Source organism: Polyangium jinanense, from assembly GCF_028435265.1.
Taxonomy (GTDB): Bacteria; Myxococcota_A; Polyangia; order Polyangiales; family Polyangiaceae; genus Polyangium; species Polyangium jinanense.
Genome location: NZ_JAGTJK010000023.1, coordinates 96,412 through 116,887 on the forward strand (window position 1 = coordinate 96,412; position 20,476 = coordinate 116,887).

A 20,476-nucleotide genomic window follows, 5' to 3' on the forward strand; every position below is an offset into this window, starting at 1 on the left:
CAGAACGGTCCGTCCGCACGAGGGCTCGGAGTGCAGGCAAGGCGAGATCGGGGTGCTACCCTCGCGCCCGCGATGAAGCTGCTCGTGACCGGCATCGCCGGGTTCATCGGATCCCACCTGGCGGAACGTCTCCTCGATCGAGGCGACACCGTCGTCGGCCTCGACAGCTTCGATCCCTTCTACGCACGCTCGATCAAGGAGCGAAATCTCGCCCGCATCCGAGGCCGCGCCCACGTCGTCGAGGCTGACCTCCTCGACGACGCCGCCGTCACGGATCTCCTTTCGGCTACGGACTTCGACGCCGTCGTTCACCTCGCGGGCCTCGCGGGCGTGCGCCCGAGCCTCGCCGCGCCGTCGCGTTACCAGCGCGTGAACGTCGAGGGCACGATACGCCTCGCCGAGCTCGCCCGCGCGCGGGGTGTCACCCGTTTCGTGTTCGCGTCGAGCTCGTCGGTCTACGGAGCGAGCAAGCGCCTGCCCTTCGCCGAGGACGACCGCGCCGACGAGCCGATGAGCCCGTACGCCGCAAGCAAGCGCGCCGCCGAGCTCGTGCTTCGCACCCTCGTGCACACGCACGGCCTCGGGGTCACGTCGCTCCGTTATTTCACGGTCTACGGACCGCGGCAGCGACCCGAGATGGCCATTCACGCGTTCTGCCGCGCCATCGATCGCGGCGAGACGATCGAGCTCTACGGCACGGGGGAGGCGAGCCGCGACTACACCTACGTCGACGACGTGATCGACGGCACGGTGCGCGCGATCGATCAGGTCGGCGAGGGCTACCGCGTCTACAACCTCGGCGCCGGGGGTACGCCGACGACGTTGAACGAGGTCGTCGCGCTGCTCGCCGAGGCCCTCGGCAAGCCCGCGCGCGTGCATCGTGGTCCTTCGATCGTCGGCGACGTCGAGCACACGATCGCGGACATCGGCGCGGCCCGCGCGGCGCTCGGGTACGAGCCGAAGACGGCGATTCGCGAGGGGATCCGCAAATTCGTGGACTGGTATTCCCGGACCTAGTCACCGCGCCTTCGGCCGCGCCCCGCTTGCCCGATGGTGCGTGCGTTTCCTCTTTCGGGGCACGAGCTCCGGCACCGGCCCGTATTTCACCAGAATCTCGCCGAGCACCTCGTCGGGCAGCGTCCGCGAGAGCGCGATGACCGCGTGGCGTAAACTCTCGTCGGGGTCGATGACCAGGTCGACGAGCTCCACGTCTCCTTCGAGCGCCTCGGCGATACGTTGCAGCGTCTCGACGGTGGGGTTCGCGAGCCCGTGCTCGATGCTCGAAATGTGACCCTTGTTGGCGAACGACTCGCCGGGCGCGTGACCTTCGGCCACTTCCTCCTGGGTCAGCCCGGCGGCGAGCCGGAATGCCTTCAAGCGCTCGCCGATCGTGAGGAAGAGCTTCTTGGGGCGGACTCTGCGCGGCATGTGCTCCTCGCTACTTCTCGATCGACGTGCTGCGCCGAGCGCGTGAGGGTGGTATCGCCTTCTTTAAGGTCGTGCTTCCCATGCCGATGTTCCCTCTCTCTGACTCCAAGATCCTCGTCACGGGCGGCGCCGGGTTCCTCGGCTCGCACGTCGTGGAAGTGCTGAAAGCGCGTGGCGCGCGGCAGATCGTGGTCCCCCGTTCGGCCGAGTTCGATCTGACGGACGCCCACGCGACGCGATCTCTCTTCGAAACGCACCGCCCCGACCTCGTCTTGCATCTGGCCGCGCGTGTTGGCGGCATCGGCGCGAATCGCCGCCATCCCGGCACCTTCTTCCGCGACAACATGGCCATGGGCCTGCACGTCCTCGAAGAAGCGCGGCGCGCAGGGACGCCCAAGGTTGTTGTCGCCGGTACCATTTGTGCCTATCCGAAATTTGCTCCGGTACCGTTCCGGGAGGAGGACCTCTGGAACGGGTATCCGGAGGAGACGAATGCGCCGTACGGGATCGCCAAGAAGGCGCTGCTCGTGATGGCGCAGGCGTACCGGAAAGAGTTCGGGTCGAAGTTTGTCGTCGTCTTCCCGGTGAACCTCTATGGGCCGCGGGACAACTTCGACCTCGAGGATTCCCACGTGATCCCCGCGATGATCCGGAAGTTCGTGGAGGCTCGGCTGCGTGGGGAGCGGTCGGTCGTGCTCTGGGGCGACGGGTCGCCGACGCGGGAGTTCCTTTATGTGGAGGACGCGGCGGAGGGGCTCGTGCGGGCGGCGGAGCGGTACGACGGCGAGGAGCCGGTGAACCTCGGCGCGGGGCGCGAGGTGTCGATGCGGGATCTTGCGGCGACGATCGCGAAGGCGTGCGGGTACGACGGGGACATCGTGTGGGATACCTCGCGCCCGAACGGTCAGCCGCGCCGGATGCTCGACGTGTCGCGGGCGCGCGAATGGTTCGGGTTCGAGGCGCGGACGGCGCTGGAAGAGGGGCTCGCGAAGACGATCGGCTGGTACGAGGAGAATCGGGGCCGGATCGTCGAAAAATCGTGATCCTGGTCCGCTCTGCGGCTGCGCGGGGCCAGATGAGGCGTGATCCTCGTGGGCTCCCGGGAACACGTGAGGGTAGGCATGTGCGATCTTTGCCCGCGCGGATGCCGAGCGGGGTCAGAGCAGACGTGATCTTGCCGAGGTCACGGGGTGTCGGGGGGCAGGATCGATCCGAATTTCGAGGAGCTCACGCCGTGAGCGGGGGTAGGTGAGGGAGGTTTCGGCCTCTTCCCGACGATGCACGGGGGTAGGTGACGCTGGAGGGCCTCGGGGAGAGGAACTTGTGGTAAGAGACCGCGCACTTCCGCTTGTCCCGCACGAACGAAGGTCCTTATGATCACGCGTCTTTTGCAACGGCTGCGCGAGCATGCCCCCTGGGTCGGGCTCGTTCTGGGGCTCCTGCTCGGCGTCGTGTTCGGTGCCACTTACTTTCCGTCGGCCGGGCATGACGATAGCCACATCACGTTCTGGGTCTCCCATGCGCTCGCCCGGTTCGGGGCGATCGTCAACTACAATGGGGCCCCCATCGAGCAAAGCTCGAGCTTCTCGCTCGTGGTGTGGCTGGCGCTCGCCGAGAAGCTCACGGGCGCGGGGGCGCCGATCCTCGGCTGGATCACCAGCATCGGCTGCGCGGCGCTCGCCCTCGGGGTCGTGACGGTCCTCGCGCGCGGCGTGTCCCCGCGGCTCTCGCCGCTCGCGGCGCCGCTGCTCGCGACGAGCCTGTGTTTTCTGTACTGGAGCACGAGCGGCATGGAGACGTCGATGACGGCGCTCTTCGGCGTGCTCGCCGTGCTCGTGCTCGCCCGGTACGTCGAGAGCGAGCCGAGCGAAACGGCCGGGCGTGGTCAGACCGTTCGCGCCCTCGCGCCCGTCGTCCTCGTCTCCGCGGGTTTCGCCGGCGCGCGGCCCGAGTCGCCCGTCGTTTTGCTGGCGCTCGCGGCGACGGCGGCGACGTATTCGTTTTTGCTTCGCACGCTCGACAAGACGGCAGAGGCGCGGCGTCGTTTTCTTCGGAGCCTGCACGTCCTCGGCGCGGCGATCACGCCCGTGGTCGTGCTGGCCGTGTCGCGGAAGGTGGCCTTCGGCAGCGCCGTGCCGAACCCCGCGAGCATGAAATCGGGGGGCTTCGACTTCGACAACGGGCTTCGTTACGCGCAAGCGGGCTTCCAAGAGACGAATTCGGCATACGTGCCCCTCCTTTGCGTGGCGCTCGGTATGGTCGCCTGGGGCGTGGTGAAGCGCCGGCTGCCGATGTCCGTGGTGCTCACGGCGGCGCTCGCGTTCGCTTCGACGGCGTTCGTCCTGATGAGCGGGGGCGATTGGATGACGGGTGCGCGGTTCCTCGTGCCCGCCATGCCGGCGTACGTCGTGCTCATGCTCTTCGCGATCGACCGCGCGTCGCAAGAGCGGGCGGCGGCGGTGGGCTTTCTGTTCGGCGCGACGCTGCTTTGGCTCAACGTGAACGCCGTGATCGATTTTGGTCGGTCGCCGTTGAACATGAGCCACAGGTGGGCCGAGGCCAGGAAACAGGCACGCGCGGCCCGCGAGAAACCCGGCATGGCGGCCTTCTCGTTCCCGGAGATCGCGAACCGCCCGCACCGCCGCGACGCGAAGCTCTTGCCCGCGTTCCTGGAGACGCTCGAAAAGCTCGGCCCGACGCGCGAGCAGCCCCTCTCGTTCATCTCGGGCCAGGCGGGGATGGTGCCGTTTCACGTGGTGCAGAAGTATTACGGCGCGCTGCACTTCCTCGACCAGTACAACCTATCGTCGAAGGAGCTCGCGAACTGCGTGCCCGCGCGCGCGCAGCAGCGCCTCGTGCACGGGGTGCATATCGAGCTCAAGTACATCATCGAGCACGCAAAGGAGCTCGAACAGAGGTGCAACCTCACCCCGCCGGTGATCATCTTCGACGCGGGGAGGCCGCCCGTGTGGCTGTCGAAGTACGGCTATCAGGTGATCTACGACGACCACGAGGATCTGCCGGCGTACATCGCGGTGCACACCTCGGTCGCGGAGCGGCTGCGGAAATAGAGGCGGTCAGGGATACGCGCGGGCCGCGGCGCGCACGACCCCCCTGCAACTTGCCCCTGGATGTACTAGTCTCCCGCCCGCGGGCGACGGATCCCGCCCGTTTGCCTGGATCTTTCCTCGATGCTCCTCGAAATCGTCGTCGCCGCGGCCGAAGCCATCAAGGCCAGCCTGCCCCTGCTCGCCGGTCTGATCCTCGGCGCGGTCCTCTTGCTCTTCCTCGAGCGTTTCCTCGCCGGCCGCGTCTCCCCGGTCGTCAAGCGCGTCCTTTACGCGATCGTCCTCCTCGGTGGGATCGGCGCGGGGCTCGCCCTCGCGTGGAAGATCCGATGGCTGTGTGACGACGCGTTCATCTCGTTCCGATACGCGCGCAACTTCTCGCGCGGCGAGGGCCTCGTCTTCAACCCGGGCGAGTGGGTCGAGGGATACACGAATTTTCTGTGGACGCTGGTGCTCGGGCTGCTCGCCAAGGTCCGGGTCTCGATCCCGCACGCCGGGCTCTTCGGCAACCTCGCGGCGTACGTGTTTGCGATCGTGTTCGTGGCGCTCGTCGTGCGCAAGGCGAGCCCGAAGCCCGCGATCATTCCGTTCGCCGCGCTTTGCCTCGCCGGGAGTCGGCCGTTTTATACGTTCGCCTCGTCGGGCCTCGAAACGATGCCCGCCGCGATGCTCGTGGCCGTGGGCATGTGGGCCTCGCTCCGCAAGAATGGCGCATTCGGAGCGGGGCTCGCATTCATCGCCGCCGCGCTCACGCGGCCGGATCACCTGCTCCTCTACGGATGCATGGGCCTCGCGATCGTCGCCGAGGACCTGATTCACCACGAGGAGCGGCCGTTCTGGAAGCGGCTCGATCTCCGCCGGTATTTCGCGTACGGCGCGCCGCTCGTCCTGTTCTACGTTCCGTATTTCCTCTGGCGCTGGCGCGCGTACGGCGATTTCTTTCCGAATACCTATTACGCCAAGTCGGGGAACCTGACGTACTGGTCGCAGGGTCTCGTCTACGCGACGCATTTCCTCTTCACGAGCGGCGCGGTGATCTGGATCCCGCTCTTCCTCCTCGCGCTCGCCGGGCGGTCTCGCAATCGGGCCGAGACGCGCCTCCGGATCTTCGCGCTGCTCTCGCTCCTCGTCTATGGCCGCTACGTCGTGAAGGTCGGCGGCGATTTCATGGAGCACCGGTTCTTCGTCTCGCTGCTGCCGATCCTCGCGGTCGGGACCGAGGTCTCGCTCCGGTATCGGCTGCGCGAGCTCGCCGGGCCAGCGCGGGCGCTCGTCGGCTCGGTCGCGGCGCTCGCCGTCGCGGTCGCCGTCCTGCCCGTCCGCGTGCTCAAGCCCTACGAGAAGCGCTGGAACCTCGCCGAGGAGAATACGTTCTACCCGGTGAAGAACGTCTTTCCGTTCGAATCCGGCTCGATCTACGCGGGCATGGGCGAGCGCGTGCACAAGACGTTCATCGCCCGCGGGCTCCGGCCCAAGCTCTCGATCGATTGCATCGGCCTCGTAGGCTGGTACGCGGATCTGCCGATCGTCGACGCATACGGTCTCGCGAACCGGCGCATCGCGCACAAGTCGATCGAGAAGCGCGGGCGGCCGGGGCACGAGAAGCGCGGCTCGCTGGAGGATTTGCTCGCCGAGGGCGCGGTGGTGGATCTCGGCAATCCCTGGGGCGAGAAGTTCAAGGAGGAGACCCGCGCGAACGTCGACGGGAGCACGTTCCATTTCCTGCGCTGGGACCCCGACCTCGTGAAGGCGCTGCGCACCGTCAAGAACACCCAGATCCCGGATCCGGCGCGCGACATCGCGGTGCTCGCGCGCACGGGCACGCGGAGCGATCTCCTCGAGTCGCTCGCGTTTTACGAGGTTTTCCTGGAGCGCCATCCGGACCGGGAGAAGCTGCTCGGCGAGCTCCGGGGGCAAATCGGCGAGGTCGCCGATTTCGAGGGCCATCTGCCCGCAGGCGCAGCAATGAAAGGCGCGGGGCTGCGCATCGAGAAGATGCGGCGCATGGGCGCGACGGGCAAGAGTCTGCTCGTCTCGCTGCCAGACGCGGGAGGCGGCACGGGGACCCTGGAGATCGATCTCGGCGTCCTCGCAAAGCCGGAGCTTCGTTTCGCGCTCGGCGGCAAATCGAGCCCCGGCGTGCGCGTGGAGCTCGTGGTCGATGGCGCGACCCAGCGCACGGCACGCCCGCGCGCCGACCGGCAGCTCGTGCCCGAGGCCTGGCAAATCGAGGATCTGCAGGGTCGCCGCGCGTCGCTCCGGATCGTCGACGAGGACAAGGCGCCCGGGAGCGGTCTCTACATCGACGGGATTCACTGGTCCAGCGGGACAAAGGAAGACATCCGCGCGCGGCTCCGGTCGGGCGTGCCGGGCAATGGGGTCGAGCTGTTCCGCGCAGCTCTCACCGAGCTACCGGAGAACGATCCCGACGTGATCGCATTCGCGGCGCGATTCGCCATCCATTACAGCTTCGACGAGGTCTTCCCCGAGGGGACCGAAATCACAGGCACGGCGTTCGGCAAGGCGCCCGCGACAGGCCCGACAGGCAATCAGCAGGAGATCACGGGCTTCCTCGGCCGCGCGCTCGCGAACGGATACCACGGCGGCGACGCAGCAAAGGGCAAGGTCGCGCTCCCGATGCTGACACTCGACGGCCAGCCCATTCACGTGCTCGTAGGCGGCGGCAAGGATTGTCAGAAGACGTTCGTAGGCCTGGAGGTCGACGGGCGCATCGTGGCGCGATCCTGCGGCAAGAACGACGAGATCCTCCGGCCCACCGAGCTGTCGACGAGCGCATACGCAGGCAAGCAAGGGCGCGTCGTGATCGTGGACGAGTCAAACGGGAACTGGGGGCACATCCTCGCGGATGACGTGCTCATGGCCGCACCCCCGCAGGCCGCACGCGTGAACTGAGGTTTCTTCTGGCGGCCGCCGCGCCGGGGCTCTGCCCCGGGCCCCGCGGGGGCTGTTCGCCCCTCGACCCGAACCAGGGCAAGCCCTGGACCATTGGGGAAGAACTGCGCTCCGCGCAGTTCTTCCACGGGCCGGTGGCAAGACCAGGGACAACGTTGCCAGTCACGGCGGTCTTGGTTGGCAGGGTTGTAGCTGGTCTTGACTCGGCCTGTTCGATGAACTGCGCGTTGCGCAGTTCATCGACCCCGGGTCCAGCGCTTGCGCTGGTCCGGGTCCAGGGGCGGATAGCCCCTGGTGGGGCCTGGGGCAACGCCCCAGCGAAGCGCCCCCCAGACGCTCAGGGCGGGAGGGGGATTGCGGAGAGGCCGGGGCGGCGGCGATAGAGCTCCATCGCATTGAAGGGCCCGTAACGCCGGCGGTGCGTGACGAGGTCGAAGGCGCGCGTGATGCCCGCGGGTTTGCCGATTTCTTTGCAGCCCTCTTCCAGGACCACGAAGTGGGCATGTGCGAGGAGGGCTTCGGCCTCTTCCTTGGTCTTTGCGGGCTTGATCGGTGCGGGGAAGCCGATCGGGCCAAAGGGCAGGACGCGCAGGTCCCGCACGTGGAAGAGGCCCTTGGCCGGCGCCTTTGCCGTGCAGCTCAGGACCGCGGTCAGGTCGTCGAAGGGCGCCTGGATGGGCTCCTCCGGGACCTTGCCGAGCAGCCCCTGGCCGATGGTCTTGCGCTCGCGGAGATGGGTGGCGAAGTCCCAGAAGAGAAGATCGGCTGCGATCGAGTTTGCGCCGTCGCTCTCCTTATCGGGCTCGGCGAGGACGTGCGTCACGCCGAGATCGCGCAGCATCGTGCGGACCCCCTCGGTCGAGCCTGCCGCGCCGTATTCCACGCCGAATTGCCAGAGGTAGGCGTCGAGCACCGTGTGCCGCATCGTCCCGAGGTGGGCGTGGTGGTCGGGCCAGATATGCAGCAGCAGCCGCGATTGGGGCGGCGTCGCCTGGCCGACCTCCTGCCAATGCTGCTGGATGCCGAAGCGCGCGTCGTGTTTCTTCTCGAAACCGGCGCTCAGGAGGTCGATGCTGTTCTTGAGCGGCGAGCGCGCGTGGGCGTGCGTCTGGATGAAGTATACGTCGCCGCCCCACACGATTTGCAGCCCGAACAAAGTCGCGAGGGCGACACGCGCGCCCGTGCCGAACGAGCGCCACACGGAAAGCGCGATCGCCGCCGTGACTGCCGCCATGTAGGGCATGAGCGCCTGGAGGTAGCGGTCCTGGTGATGGACGGAGTACCAGATGAAGATGCCGACGTGTACGAGCAGGACGACGAGCCAGATTCGTTTCGCCTTCTTCAGGAAGGGGAGACAGCCGAGCAGCAGCGTGAACATCGAGCCGAAGACCGGCACCTTCCCGTGGAACTTGGGCCAGTCATTCGGGACGAACGAGAAATCGACGAGCGCGACGAGGGTCTGCAGGAGCCCCTTGAGATCGCGGGTCGGCTTCCAGAGCAGGCCCTCGGCATAACCGTATTTGAATCGATACGCGGCCTGGTCCGTGAAGGGGTGCGCGTGCAGCTTGGCGCCGAGCAGCGGATAGAAGGGGTCGCCGTAGAAGAGGAAGTTTTTGAGCCATAGCGGCGAGCTCGCTGCGAGCCCGACGCCGCCGAGCAAGAGCGGCGCGACGAGCCAGCGGCGCCCGAGATTGGGCTCGGCGCGCCCCCGGAACGATTGCACCCCGAGCATGGCCCCTCGAATCACGACGAGCGCGAGCGGCGCCGGCACGAGCATGATGGCCACCGTCTCCTTCGTGAGCGCCGCGGCCGCGCAGAGGACGCCGAGAAGCGAGACGTACCGGAGGTCGAGGTCGCGCAGCGCGCGGAAGAGGACGAGCACGACCGCCGTCCCGAACATCGCACCGACGTGGTCGGCGCCGCCGCAGACGGAGCTATCGTAGAGCAGGACGCCGGGGAAGAGGAACCGCGCGGCCCAGATCCAGCGAGGATCGGCGCGCGGCACGAGCCGCCGCACGAGGGCCGGGATGCCGACGACGGTCGTCATCACGAACAGGCCAAACTCGAGATGCGCGGCGAGCGTCATCTTGTCGAAGAGGCGCCCGGGGACGAGGAAGGCCCACGTGTAAAGGTACGAAGTGAAATGCGGGCGGGCCGTGAAGACCCACCCCTCGACCGCAGGCCGTATGGCGCCCTGCACCACGTACTGCTCGGCGAGGGCCAGGTGTTTCCACCGCGAATCGAACTGGATGTTCGATGGGGTGATCACGTAAAAATAAATCATCCCCAGGCCGAGCAGGCCGAACGCGAGGGCGAGCGCGGCCGGCCCGAGTTTGGGCCGGGTCGGGGCGGAGCGGGCGAAGACGCGGCGGATGTGAAGCGCGTGCTGGTAGAGCGGCAGGGCGACGGCGGCGAGGAGCGCGACGGGCAGGACGAAAAACGTGGCCGTGCGGTAGAGTCCGAGCAGGCCGATGATGAACATCAGGATCTCGAAGCCGTAGACCCCGAGCGCCATCGAGACCATTGCATGCTCGAGAAGCGGCATCCGCACCCGGAAGACCCGATGGAGCGCGACGTGGCCGAGGCCGTAGCTGGCGATTCCCACGACGAGGGTGCCGAGCCAGTAGCCGGCGTACCGCCAGAAGAGCCACTTCGGGATCGGGTAGTGTTGGTGGACCACCCAACCGAAGACGCCGATCCCCGCCACGAGCGCCAGCGTGACCAGGGCCTGACGCAAGCGCGCGAGACGTCCGCTCTGCGCGGGAGGTCCGACCGACTCCGCCGTTTCGACCGATTCCATTGGCGACGGAGGTACTCGCCGGCCCTGCCTGCGTCAAGCTGGATCCCGGCTCAGTCGCTGCCCTCGCGCTTGCGTGCCCAGATCTCCAGCTTCTTCCACGCGCCGTGGCTCCTGCGCTCGACGAGTTGTTCGAAGCGCTCCAGAAGCTCGGTGGGCTTTTGTTGCTCGTAACATTGCTTCTCGAGGACCGCGTATTCCGTGACCGGGAGAAGCTTCTCCGCCGCCTCTTTCGTGGCGGCCTCTGCTTGCGGCGCCGGGAATTCGCGCGCCTTCGGGCCATAAGGCAGGATGTGCAGGTCCGTCACGCGATAGAGCCCGCGCGGAGGCGCATCCTTCGAGCAGCCGAGGACGAGGGCCACGTCGCGGAAGAGGGCCGTGATCGGCGCGTCCGTCACGCGACCGAGGATGCCGCCCTCCACGATGCGGCGCTCTTCGAGCCCGCTCCGCGCGTATTCCCAGAACAGGATGTCGGCGGCGATCGAGTTCGAGCCGTCGCTCTCTTTTTCGGGCGCGACGAACGCGTGTGTGACGCCGAGCTCGCGGAGGCGCTTGCGTACACCCTCGGGTGAGCCGGCGCGGCCGTATTCGATACCGAACTGCCAGAGGTAATTGTCGAGCACCGTCGGGACGCCCGTGCCGAGGTGGCCGTGATGGGTGTGCATGAGGTGCAGGAGCAGGCGTGATCCGGGCGGGATCTGGGCGCCGACGGTCTGAAAGCGGTTCTGGACGGCGAAACGCTCCTCGAATTTCTGGTCGAATCCGCTGCTGAGCAGGTCGATCACCTGCTTGGGCGGCGATTTCGCGAAAACGTGGGTCTGGAAGAAGTAGACGTCGCCGCCCCACACCACTTGCAATCCCACGAGCCCGAAGAGCGCGGCCCGCGCCGGGCGGCCCGATGCGCGGTACAGGGAGAGCGCGAGCGCCGCGGTGACGGCCGCCATCAGCGGGAGCTGCGCCTGGAGGTAACGGTCCTGGTGGTTGACGGCATACCACGTGAAGATCGCCACGTGGATCCACACGACGAGGAGCCAGACGCGCTTGTTTACGCGCACGAGGAGCAGGGACGGGAGCAGGAGCGTGAAGAGCGAGCCGAAGACGGGGACGTCGCCGTGGAATTTGCTCCAATCATTCGGCAAAAAGGAGAAGAGGCCGAGCGCGCTCACCGTCTCGGCGAGCCCCTGGAGGTCCCGCGAAGGCGCCCACATCTTCCCCTCCAGGTATCCGTACTGGAATCGATAGGCCGCGTCCTCCGAGAATGGGTGCAGGTCGAGGAAGCGGTGCGAGAGGGGATAGACCGGGTCGCCATAAAAGACGAAGTTCTTCAGCCAGAGCGGCGACGTCGCGACGAGGGCGGCGAGGCCGAAGACGAGCGGGGCGGCGAGGGCGGGGCGCGCGGGTTTTCCCTCCCTGCGGGCCTTTCTGGCGGCGCGGATCGATTGCACGAGGAGCGCGAGCGCCGGGAAGGGGACCAGCATGATCGCCACGGTCTCCTTCGTGAGCGCCGCGCCCGCCGCGAGCAGGCCGAGGAGGGCGGCGCGGCGCGGATCGAGGTCGCGAAGGACACGGAAGAGGCAAAGCGCGATCGGCACGGCGAACATGGCCCCGACGTGATCGGCGCCGCCACTGACGGAGCTGTCGTAGAGCAACACGCCCGGGAAGAGGAACCGGACGGCCCAGATCCAGCGAGGATCGGCGCGCGGGACGAGGCGCCGGACGAGCACGGGGAGGAAGAAGACGGTGGTGACGAGGAAAATCGCGAATTCGAGATGGGCCGCGAGGACCATGCGGTCGAAGAGGCGGCCGCCGGGCAGGAGGAAAGCCCAGGTGTAGAGGTACGAGCTGAAATGGGGACGCGCCGAGAAGACGAAGCCCTCGATCGAGGGGTGCACGCCGCCGTGAAGGACGTAATCCTCGGCGAGCGCCATGTGTTTCCACCGCGCGTCGAACTGGATATTGTGCGGGGTGAGGACGTTGACGTACACGAGCCCGAGCCCGAGGAGGCCAAACGCGAGCGCGAGGATCGCCCCGGTCGAGAGGCGCGGCGCACGGCGCGAGGCCCGCGCAAGGACGCGGCGCACGTGAGCGAGGTGGCGCGCGAGGGGCACGGAGACGGCCGCGAGGAGGAGGAGCGGCAAAAGGAAAAAGGTCGGCGCGCGATACAGCTGGAAAATGCCGGCGAGGAAAACGAGGATTTCGTACCCGAAGACGCCGACGGCGAGGGCGGTGATCGCGTGCTCGCACAGCGGGAGGCGCAAGGAGAAGGCGCGGCGGACGAGGACGTGGCCGAGGCCGTAGGAGGCGGCGAGGACGACGAGCACGCCGAGCCAGGCGCCGGCGTAATGCCAGACGAGCCACTTCTGAATGGGGTAGTGGCCGTGGACGACCCTGCCAAACAGGACGGTGCCGGCGAGGAGCACGAGGGTCGTGGCGGCCCCGGCCAGGCGCGGGCCCACGCGGTCCTGGATCCGAGCATCTCCCTCGACCATGGAGCGCGAGGGCGTAGCCGCCGAAGGGGGCGGCGTCAAGCGCGGGTCAGCGTCGATACGGGGTGACGTACCCCTCGCGGCGCAGCGTGTGTGTGGCGAGCAAGCGGCGCATGAGCGCGAGCGGCGGCATGAGGCGGACCGGGTCGTCCGCGAGGCTGTTCGTCTCGCTTGGATCCGCGGCGAGGTCGTAGAGCTCCACGGTGCGGTTGCGATCGTCGACGATGAGCTTCGTCGCGTCGCGCAGGACGAGAGCGCGCTTGAGGCGCGTCTCGGCGACGATGGGGCGCGTGAGCCTGGGGCTTTCGCCGCGCAGGAAGGGCACGAGGCTTTGGCCCATGAAGGTGCCGGGGGTCTCGGCGCCGAAGAGGTCGAGGATCGTCGGGCCGAGGTCCACGAGCGTGACGGGCTCGTCGACCACGCGCGGCGCGACGTTCCTGGCCCGCACGATGAGCGGAACGCGCAAAAGCTCGTCGTAGAGCGAGTTCGCGTGCGTCCAGTGCCCGTGCTCGCCGAACGCCTCGCCGTGATCACTCGTCAGGACGACGGCGGCGCGCGCGGCGAACGGCGAGCGCTCGATCGCGTCGAGCAGGCGGCGGACGTGACCGTCGACGAGGATGAGCTCGCGGAGGTGGCGCTCGAACGCGGTGCCCGAGGTGCCGGCGAGGTCGTAGGGGGCGTGCGCATCGAGGAGATGGATGTACAGGAAAAACGGCTCGTCGCGCACCTGCCCGAGCCGCGCGAGCGCCGCGTCGACGAGGGGCTTCCCCATGTGCCAGTGGTGCTTGCCGGGGCGGAGATAGGTCTCCTCCGAGAAGCCCCGCACGATCCCGAATCGATTGACGAGCCAGGGCGTGGCCGCGAACGTGATCGTGGAGACGCCGCCGGCGCGGAGGAGCTCGGGGAACCGGGTGGATTCGTCCTTCTCGGGCCAGAGCCCGTGGGCGTGGGGGGCGGTTACCTCGGTCCAGTATTGCTGCGAGTAGTACGTGCCCGCGAAGAGCGACGCGAGGCTGTAGACCGTCTGCGAGCCGGCGGAGCGAGCATTTTGGAAATACACGCCCTGCGTGCGGAGGGCGGCGAGCGTGGGGAGTTGGTCGTCGTACTTGCCGGACGCGAGGAAATCGTTCCGGAGGCAATCGATGCTGAGGAGAATGACCGCCGGATGGGGCGGCAATACCGGGGGCGAGCCGGGCGGGACGGGGGGCGCGTTTTTCCGGTCGACGAACCACGGGGCCATTTCGGGAGGCACGGGGGCGTCTTCGGGGAGCATGTTCTCCTGGAGCGCGCTGAGGAATGGCGGCAGGAGCGAGCCGGACGGGCTGAGCAGGGCCACGACCACGGAGGGCCGCGGGGGGACGACGAGCGAGGTGGCCGCGGCGAGCGAGGCCACCGCGAGGAGCGGGACGCGGAGCGGGCGCAGCCGGGAGGCGAGGGAGGCGAGGCGCGCCGGCAAGACCGCGCCAGCAAGGGCCGCGGCGACGAGCGCCACGGCGGCGGAGGCGACGAAGAGGCGCGCGCTCGCATAATCGCCCTCGAGGAGGACGGGGTTCACCGAGAGGACGGCCATGCCACTGGCAATGGCGATCCAGCGGAGGAAGGGGCGCGCGGCGAGGCGGCCGAGCAGGACGGCGACGGGGACGGCGAGCGAAAAGAGGGCGACGAAGGTCACGAGCAGGGCAGGCTTCACCCAGGCCTTGCCCGAGGCGAGCCGCTCGGCCGCGTTCCTGAGGTCGCCGGGCAAGAGAAGGGCGCCGAAGGCGAGCGAGAGGGCGACGAGAAGGGCGGCGGAGGCGCGCGGTCGCGCTCGGCCGAATCGAACGTGGAGGCCCACGAGGCCGGCCCACGCGAGGCCGAGGGCGAGGAAATGCCCGGCGTCGAAGCTGTGATGCAGGACGCGCGTGACGAGGCGCGGCGGCATGGCCAAGGACCGCGTGATGGTGATCGCATTCGTGACGGCCGCGGTGATCCAGGCGAGGAGGACCGCGTCGGGGCCGGTGACGGAAGTCCGCTGGGGCTCGGCTTTGTTCAACGTCGTGTCATCGGCACGGGACACGGATGCCACGAAAGCACGTTGGGTGGGGACGGACAAGGGGAGAGGTGCAGGGCGTCACCTGGCCCGGAAGGGGGCGCGTTGCTGGAGGAGACGTGTCGGGCATGCGCCCATCGTCGCCTCAAGAGGTTCGTCCAGGAACACTCGGTTTGTCCCCGAACGGTGGCGGCGCCAGGTGCCACCCGACAAACCCCATGGCCGCCACGCCCACATAGATCACGAGGAACACCACGAGCCCGTAGATCACGCCCGTATCCGCGGGGTGGCCGAGCGCCGGGAAGACGACCGAAAAAAAGAGCTCGCGCACGCCGAGGCCCGAGACCGAGATGGGCAAGAGGCCGAGCAGGCTCGCGACCGCGAGGAGGCAGACGACATCATAGACCGCGAGGTCGAGGTGGAGCGATTGCGCGATGAGATACCCCTGGAGGTAATTCACGCCGAACGCGAGGATCGTGAGGAGCACCGAGGACGCGAGGTGCCTCGGGCGCTGGGCCCGGAGGGCGACGAGAAAACGGTCGAAGCCCTCGCCGGTGGGATCCCCCGGCATTTTCTTGTAAACGGCCCGCATCGCCGTCTGCGCGAAGGACGGGACGAACAGCACGAGCGGGCCGAGCGCCGTGAGGAGGACGCCGCCCCAGGTGAAGAGCGCGAGATCCCCGACGACGACCGAGCTCCACCGCGCCACGCCGATCGCCACGAACGCGACGAGCACGTAAAGATCGCAGAGCCTGTCGACCACGACGACGGCGACGCCCTCGGAATACGGCATCCCGAGGTCGTGGCGGAAGTATTGCGCGCGGAGCACGTCGCCCACGCGGCCCGGGGTGAAGAGGCCGACGTAGATCGTCGCGAGGAAGCTGAGCCAGGCGCGCTTCCGCGGGTATTCATAGCCGCGGGCGGCGAGGAGCACGCCGGTGCGCAGCATTTTCAGCCAGCAGACGCCGGCGTTCAGCAAGAACGCGAGGCCGAGCGGCAGGAGCGAGGCCGAGAGGAGCGCGTCCCACGCCTTTTGCGTGTCACGCACGCGCAGGAGCACGACGACGAGCAAGACCGGGCCCACGAGGCGCACGGCGAGCCGCACGAGCGAGCGCGGTGCGCCTTGTTTCGAGGCCTCGTTCGGGGAAGGGTCGCTCACGGGCGCCTCGGTTTCTCGCACGAAGCGCCGCCTGTCAAGATCAGCGGAGCGAGTCCGTGATCACCTTGAAGCGACGCTCCGCCATGATCGCGTCGTCGTCCGAGCGCTGGATCAGCACCGAAATGGTGAGCTTGCCCTTGCGCAGGACGTAGATCTCGGTCCGCATCGACTCCTTCGCGAGCGTGAACTCGAGCCGCGTGCCCTCGACGTTCTCGCCGCGCAGGCGCCGGGTCGCGGTGGTGCCGCTGCCCGGGTGAAACTGGCCGCCGCGCGAGCGCATCTCCTTCTCGATGCCCTCGACGAGCGACTGGCTCAGCGTCGCGGGGTCGACGTCCACCGAATAGATCTGGATCATCAGGAACGTCGAATCGGCCGCCTCGACCGTGATGCTCGTGACGCCCGTGGACCTCTCCTCCTCCAGGGTCATTTCTTTCGGATACCGGAAGGAGATCCCGTTCGCCTGGTATTGCAGGACCTGCTTCGACCGGATCGTGGCCTCGAAGCGCTCGCCGCCGATCTGCACCTCGAACGGTTTGCCGTCGGCCACGGAGTAGACTTTGCCTCCGATCGAAAGCTCGAACTGATCCCCGGGGCTCGTGACGTCGGGCCCGACCGGCTCACCACTCGGCTCGGCCTCCGCGACCGCGACCGTGGGCGCCGCGCTGCCCGGGCTCTCCGCAGGCTTCGCGGGCCCGCAAGCCGCGGCAAAAAGACCGAGGACGGCGTAAATGGCAGGACGCGCGTTTGCCCACATCGGGTCCCCTACTGACCTTTTTTCCGCGCGGGCGTCAAGCATCGAGTACGCTCGCGCGCGTCCATGCACGAGGCCGATGCGAGGCGATTCATCGAGGAAAACACGACGCCGTGCGCGCCGCCGCTCCTGCCCGAGATCCGGCTCCGGCTGGCGACGGAGGTGACGCCGCTCTGGCGCGCCACGGAGGCGTTTCTCCGGACGCACGGGATCGAGCCGCCATTCTGGGCGTTTGCCTGGGCCGGCGGGCAAGCGCTCGCGCGGCTCGTGCTCGATCAGCCGGAGCTCGTGCGTGGCAAGGCCGTGCTCGATCTGGCCGCGGGCTCGGGCCTCTGCGCGATCGCCGCGGCGCGCGCAGGGGCGAGGCGTGTCGTCGCCGTGGATACGGATCCGCTGGCCGGCGTGGCGATCTCGATGAACGCGGAGGACGCGGGCGTGACCGTGGAAGCGCACGTCGAGGACGCGCTCGTTCGCGCGGGTTTGCCGCCGTGGGCCGAGGGGGCGGAGGTGGTGCTGGCGGGGGACGTTTGTTACGACGCGGCGATGACGCGCGTGGTTTGGCCGTGGCTCGAGGCGCGCGCGGCCGAGGGGAGGACGGTGCTGCTCGGGGACCCGGGGCGCGCGTATCTGCCATCCGAGGGGATCGAGGAGATCACGAGGTACCGGGTGCCGGTGATCGACGATGTGGAGGGGACGACGGACAAATGGGGCGTCGTGTACCGCGTGGCGCTTGCGGGGGGTGGGGCGTCCGTGGCTTGATGGGGCGTCCACGGGGAGCGGATGGTGCAGCTCGACAAACAGGAACTCTTGAAGGAGCTTCGTACGCGGCTAGCGGACGAGCTCGCCACGATGGCGCGGATCGCCCACGAGGCGGCCGCGGCCGCGTCACACGAGGAAAACAAGCCCGAAAACGACAAGGACATGCGCTCGACCGAGGCGTCCTACATCGCGCGGGGCCAAGCCGAGCGAGCGCGGGAGCTCGAACGGTCGCTCGCGCTGCTGGGCGTGATCCATGTGCGCGCGTTTGCGCCGGGCGACGGGATCGCAGCGACGGCGCTCGTGACGCTTTTGCACCGGGGAGCGAAGCTCGTCTGCTTCGTGTTGCCCGCGGCGGGCGGGCAACGCGTAAAGGTGGGCGGTACCGAGGTGCAGGTGGTGACGCCGACGAGCCCGCTCGGCGCGGCGTTGATGGGTTTGTCGGAAGGCGACGAAGCGGAGGTTCCGACGCCGCAGGGGACGAAGGTGTACGAGGTGGCGGAAGTGCGTTAGCGGGAGGGGCGCGCCTCCGCGTGGCGGCAGATCGCCACGAGCGACGATCCGATGGGCATATCGAATCGCCGGAGGAGGGCTCGTTCGAGGTCCATCACCGCGCCGAAGGCGGCGTTGATCGGAGCCGGAGGCGGCGCGACCCGATAATGCGCCTTTTCCGGCACGCCTCGCCGCAGCCGATCGCCGATCCGCTGGGCCGCAAGGACGGGCAACAGCAGCGACGTGAAATAAGAGATTCTCTCCGCCTCGAACCCTCCGGCGCGCAGCGCTTCGAGCAAGGTGTGGCGGACGTATCTCCGCCGGTGATGCACCGACACGTCGTGGGAGCTCCAGAGAAAGGGCAGGGCGGGTACGGTCACGAGCAAGAGCCCATCGGGGCGGAGGAGGCGCTTCAGGGCGAGGAGCGCCGGAACCTCCTCGTCGAGGTGTTCGAGGACGTCGAGGAGCGTGATCCCATCGAAGGTCCCTTCCACCGGCAGCGCGTCGGGCAGGCTGCCCACCCGCGCGTCGTAGCCGAGCTCGTCACGCGCGAACGCCGCCGTCTGCGCGTCCGGCTCCACCATGATCACCTCGCCGTACCGACGCATTTCGCGCGTGATGAGGGAGCTCGCGCCGCCCACGTCGAGGAGCCGCAAGGGCCGCCGCGCCGGCAATTCTTTCTCCAGGATCTCGAGGAGCAGGGTACGGCGCGCGACCCGCCAGAAATGGTCTTTTTCGAGGGCGAACAGGGCGTCGTAGGCGGAGCGGTCCATGATGGGATGACCTCGCGGGCGGGGGCGTTCCGGGGCGTGGTTTCTACTGGACCCCGGGGGCGAGGTCCAGCGCCACGAGCCCGCGACCTCGTCCGGCAGCTCGCCCGCGCCCCGGGGGCCGGGCGCCTACGCCGACGATCCCTGCTTCTCCAGGTGATCGCCGTAGAGCTCGCGGAGCTTCGTCTTCAGGAACTTACCGGTCGAGGTGCGCGGGATCTGCGCCATGAAGACGTAATCGTCCGGCAGCCAGAACTTGGCGAATTTCGCCTCGATGTGAGCATTGAGCTCCTCTTTCGTGGCGGTCTTGCCCTCCTTGAGCACGATCGCCGCGAGCGGCCGCTCGGTCCATTTCGGGTGCCGCGCCGCGAAGACGGCCGCTTCGAGCACGGCCGGGTGGCTCATGAGCGCGTTCTCCAGCGCGACCGAGCTGATCCATTCACCGCCCGATTTGATGACGTCCTTCGAACGATCCGTGATGCGGAGATACCCCTCGCGATCGATCGTGACGACGTCGCCCGTCTTGAACCACCCATCCTCGGTGAACCGATCGGGGCCCTCGCCGCCGAAATACGAGGAGGCGACCCAGGGGCCGCGCACCTCGAGCTCACCCATGGTCTCGCCGTCCCACGGGAGGATCTGGCCATCCTCGCCGACGTGCCGCTGCTCGACGAACGGCACGGCATACCCCTGCGAGGCTTTACACCCGAGCTTCGTGGCATCGTCTGTTTGGGACAATCCGTGCTTGACCCGCGCGAGCGTGCCGACGGGGTTCGTCTCGGTCATTCCCCAGGCGTGGGTGACGTCGATGCCGTGTCGTGATTTGAATCCGTCGATCAGCGCCGGCGGCGCGGCCGAGCCGCCGATGACCGTGGAGCGGATCGCGGAGAGGTCCCACTTGCCGGGGTGCTGATCGAGGAGCTGGAGGATGCCGAGCCATATCGTGGGCACGCCCGCGGCAATCGTGACCTTCTCGGCGGCGATGAGATCGAGCAGGCTCGGCGGGTCGAGGTGCGGGCCCGGAAAAACGAGCTTGGAACCGGCCATGACGGCCGCATACGGCAGGCCCCAGGCGGCGGCGTGGAACATGGGCACGACGGGCAGGACGGTGTCGGCTTCGCGGACGCCGATGGTATCGGCATTGCACACGACGAGCGTGTGAAGGACGGTCGAGCGATGGCTGTAGACGACGCCCTTGGGGTTGCCCGTGGTGCCCGAGGTGTAACAGATCATCGCGGCGCTGCGCTCGTCGAGCGTGGGCCAGGGGTATTCGTCTTTTTCGGGGGCGATGAGCTCTTCGTAATCGATCTCGGCGCTCGTCGCCTCGCCCTGCGCGGGGCAGTCGGGGACGACGACGACGTGCCGGACCGAGCGGACCTGATCGGCGAACTTGTGCCAGAGCGGCAGGAGCGAGCGGTCGACGACGACGACCTTGTCCTCGGCGTGATTGGCAATGTAGCCGAGCTCATTCGGGTGGAGCCGGAGGTTCAAGGTGTGGACGACGGCGCCCATGGCCGGCGCGCCGAGGTAGACCTCGAGGTGGCGCTGATGATTCCACGAGAGCGTGGCGACCCGATCCCCCGGTCGAACCCCGAGGCGCGCGAGGGCGCCGGCAAGCTTCGAGGTGCGGCGGTAGAAGTCGGCGTAGGTGGTGCGGACGAGGGTCTTGTCCGGGAGGCGCGAGACGATCTCGTTGCGGCCGAAGAAGGTGCGCGCGCGTTCGAGAAAATGCGTGAGGGTGAGCGGAAAGTCCATCATGCGTCCGGCAAGCATCGTCGCCTCCTCTCGTGGCTGGGGAGCGGGCGAGGGGATGTTAGCCGGGATGCG

Annotated in this window: 14 protein-coding genes; 6 read left to right on the plus strand and 8 right to left on the minus strand. The window is 68.1% G+C overall.

What is annotated here, in order from left to right:
- Window positions 1-72 precede the first annotated feature (72 nt).
- Complete coding sequence (locus KEG38_RS32440; RefSeq protein WP_272423872.1) at window positions 73-1,017, plus strand: NAD-dependent epimerase/dehydratase family protein; 945 nt, start codon at window positions 73-75, stop codon at window positions 1,015-1,017.
- Here the strand turns inward: KEG38_RS32440 and KEG38_RS32445 are convergent, their stop codons facing one another.
- A complete protein-coding gene (locus KEG38_RS32445) occupies window positions 1,018-1,428 on the minus strand; it encodes a helix-turn-helix domain-containing protein (RefSeq protein WP_272423873.1) in 411 nt (136 codons plus the stop codon). It lies immediately after the preceding gene.
- 80 nt (window positions 1,429-1,508) lie between these two features.
- On the opposite strand from KEG38_RS32445, the gene KEG38_RS32450 reads away from it, so the two are divergent.
- From KEG38_RS32450 to KEG38_RS32460, 3 genes are all read left to right on the plus strand, one after another.
- A complete protein-coding gene (locus tag KEG38_RS32450; RefSeq protein ID WP_272423875.1) occupies window positions 1,509-2,471 on the plus strand; it encodes a GDP-L-fucose synthase family protein in 963 nt (320 codons plus the stop codon).
- Window positions 2,472-2,801: 330 nt separating this feature from the next.
- The gene (locus KEG38_RS32455) at window positions 2,802-4,499 is read left to right on the plus strand and encodes a hypothetical protein (RefSeq protein WP_272423877.1); all 1,698 of its coding nucleotides are present in this window, start codon (window positions 2,802-2,804) and stop codon (window positions 4,497-4,499) included.
- Window positions 4,500-4,619: 120 nt separating this feature from the next.
- On the plus strand, window positions 4,620-7,409 hold the full coding sequence (locus KEG38_RS32460; RefSeq protein WP_272423878.1) for a glycosyltransferase family protein: 2,790 nt from the start codon (window positions 4,620-4,622) through the stop codon (window positions 7,407-7,409).
- Between the two features lie 337 nt (window positions 7,410-7,746).
- Here the strand turns inward: KEG38_RS32460 and KEG38_RS32465 are convergent, their stop codons facing one another.
- From KEG38_RS32465 to KEG38_RS32485, 5 genes are all read right to left on the minus strand, one after another.
- Window positions 7,747-10,209: a glycosyltransferase family protein gene (locus KEG38_RS32465; RefSeq protein ID WP_272423880.1), complete on the minus strand. Its 2,463-nt coding sequence runs from the start codon at window positions 10,207-10,209 to the stop codon at window positions 7,747-7,749.
- Between the two features lie 50 nt (window positions 10,210-10,259).
- A complete protein-coding gene (locus KEG38_RS32470) occupies window positions 10,260-12,695 on the minus strand; it encodes a hypothetical protein (protein ID WP_272423882.1) in 2,436 nt (811 codons plus the stop codon).
- 46 nt (window positions 12,696-12,741) lie between these two features.
- A complete protein-coding gene (locus KEG38_RS55725; RefSeq protein WP_272423884.1) occupies window positions 12,742-14,748 on the minus strand; it encodes a sulfatase family protein in 2,007 nt (668 codons plus the stop codon).
- A gap of 118 nt (window positions 14,749-14,866) precedes the next feature.
- Window positions 14,867-15,880: a lysylphosphatidylglycerol synthase transmembrane domain-containing protein gene (locus KEG38_RS32480; RefSeq protein WP_272423885.1), complete on the minus strand. Its 1,014-nt coding sequence runs from the start codon at window positions 15,878-15,880 to the stop codon at window positions 14,867-14,869.
- Window positions 15,881-15,920: 40 nt separating this feature from the next.
- Window positions 15,921-16,634, minus strand: coding sequence for a hypothetical protein (locus KEG38_RS32485; protein ID WP_272423886.1), 714 nt, complete (start codon window positions 16,632-16,634; stop codon window positions 15,921-15,923).
- Between the two features lie 63 nt (window positions 16,635-16,697).
- On the opposite strand from KEG38_RS32485, the gene KEG38_RS32490 reads away from it, so the two are divergent.
- Together KEG38_RS32490 and KEG38_RS32495 are read left to right on the plus strand one after the other, a co-directional pair.
- On the plus strand, window positions 16,698-17,390 hold the full coding sequence (locus KEG38_RS32490) for a class I SAM-dependent methyltransferase (RefSeq protein ID WP_272423887.1): 693 nt from the start codon (window positions 16,698-16,700) through the stop codon (window positions 17,388-17,390).
- 48 nt (window positions 17,391-17,438) lie between these two features.
- Window positions 17,439-17,900: a GreA/GreB family elongation factor gene (locus tag KEG38_RS32495; RefSeq protein WP_272423889.1), complete on the plus strand. Its 462-nt coding sequence runs from the start codon at window positions 17,439-17,441 to the stop codon at window positions 17,898-17,900.
- Here KEG38_RS32495 and KEG38_RS32500 read toward each other — a convergent pair.
- Window positions 17,897-18,652: a class I SAM-dependent methyltransferase gene (locus tag KEG38_RS32500; RefSeq protein ID WP_272423890.1), complete on the minus strand. Its 756-nt coding sequence runs from the start codon at window positions 18,650-18,652 to the stop codon at window positions 17,897-17,899. The two genes, KEG38_RS32495 and KEG38_RS32500, sit on opposite strands and share 4 nt — an antisense overlap.
- Window positions 18,653-18,778: 126 nt before the next feature.
- Window positions 18,779-20,422: a long-chain fatty acid--CoA ligase gene (locus KEG38_RS32505; RefSeq protein WP_272423892.1), complete on the minus strand. Its 1,644-nt coding sequence runs from the start codon at window positions 20,420-20,422 to the stop codon at window positions 18,779-18,781.
- Window positions 20,423-20,476: the final 54 nt, after the last annotated feature.

What these genes read in the sequence shown, in the direction of transcription:
- KEG38_RS32485 (WP_272423886.1), bottom strand. Translation starts at nt 16,634, where the DNA reads ATGTGGGCAAACGCGCGTCCTGCCATTTACGCCGTCCTCGGTCTTTTT.
- KEG38_RS32465 (WP_272423880.1), bottom strand. Translation starts at nt 10,209, where the DNA reads ATGGAATCGGTCGAAACGGCGGAGTCGGTCGGACCTCCCGCGCAGAGC.
- KEG38_RS32460 (WP_272423878.1), top strand. Translation starts at nt 4,620, where the DNA reads ATGCTCCTCGAAATCGTCGTCGCCGCGGCCGAAGCCATCAAGGCCAGC.
- KEG38_RS32490 (WP_272423887.1), top strand. Translation starts at nt 16,698, where the DNA reads ATGCACGAGGCCGATGCGAGGCGATTCATCGAGGAAAACACGACGCCG.
- KEG38_RS32505 (WP_272423892.1), bottom strand. Translation starts at nt 20,422, where the DNA reads ATGCTTGCCGGACGCATGATGGACTTTCCGCTCACCCTCACGCATTTT.
- KEG38_RS32500 (WP_272423890.1), bottom strand. Translation starts at nt 18,652, where the DNA reads ATGGACCGCTCCGCCTACGACGCCCTGTTCGCCCTCGAAAAAGACCAT.
- KEG38_RS32440 (WP_272423872.1), top strand. Translation starts at nt 73, where the DNA reads ATGAAGCTGCTCGTGACCGGCATCGCCGGGTTCATCGGATCCCACCTG.
- KEG38_RS32450 (WP_272423875.1), top strand. Translation starts at nt 1,509, where the DNA reads ATGCCGATGTTCCCTCTCTCTGACTCCAAGATCCTCGTCACGGGCGGC.
- KEG38_RS32470 (WP_272423882.1), bottom strand. Translation starts at nt 12,695, where the DNA reads ATGGTCGAGGGAGATGCTCGGATCCAGGACCGCGTGGGCCCGCGCCTG.
- KEG38_RS32445 (WP_272423873.1), bottom strand. Translation starts at nt 1,428, where the DNA reads ATGCCGCGCAGAGTCCGCCCCAAGAAGCTCTTCCTCACGATCGGCGAG.
- KEG38_RS32455 (WP_272423877.1), top strand. Translation starts at nt 2,802, where the DNA reads ATGATCACGCGTCTTTTGCAACGGCTGCGCGAGCATGCCCCCTGGGTC.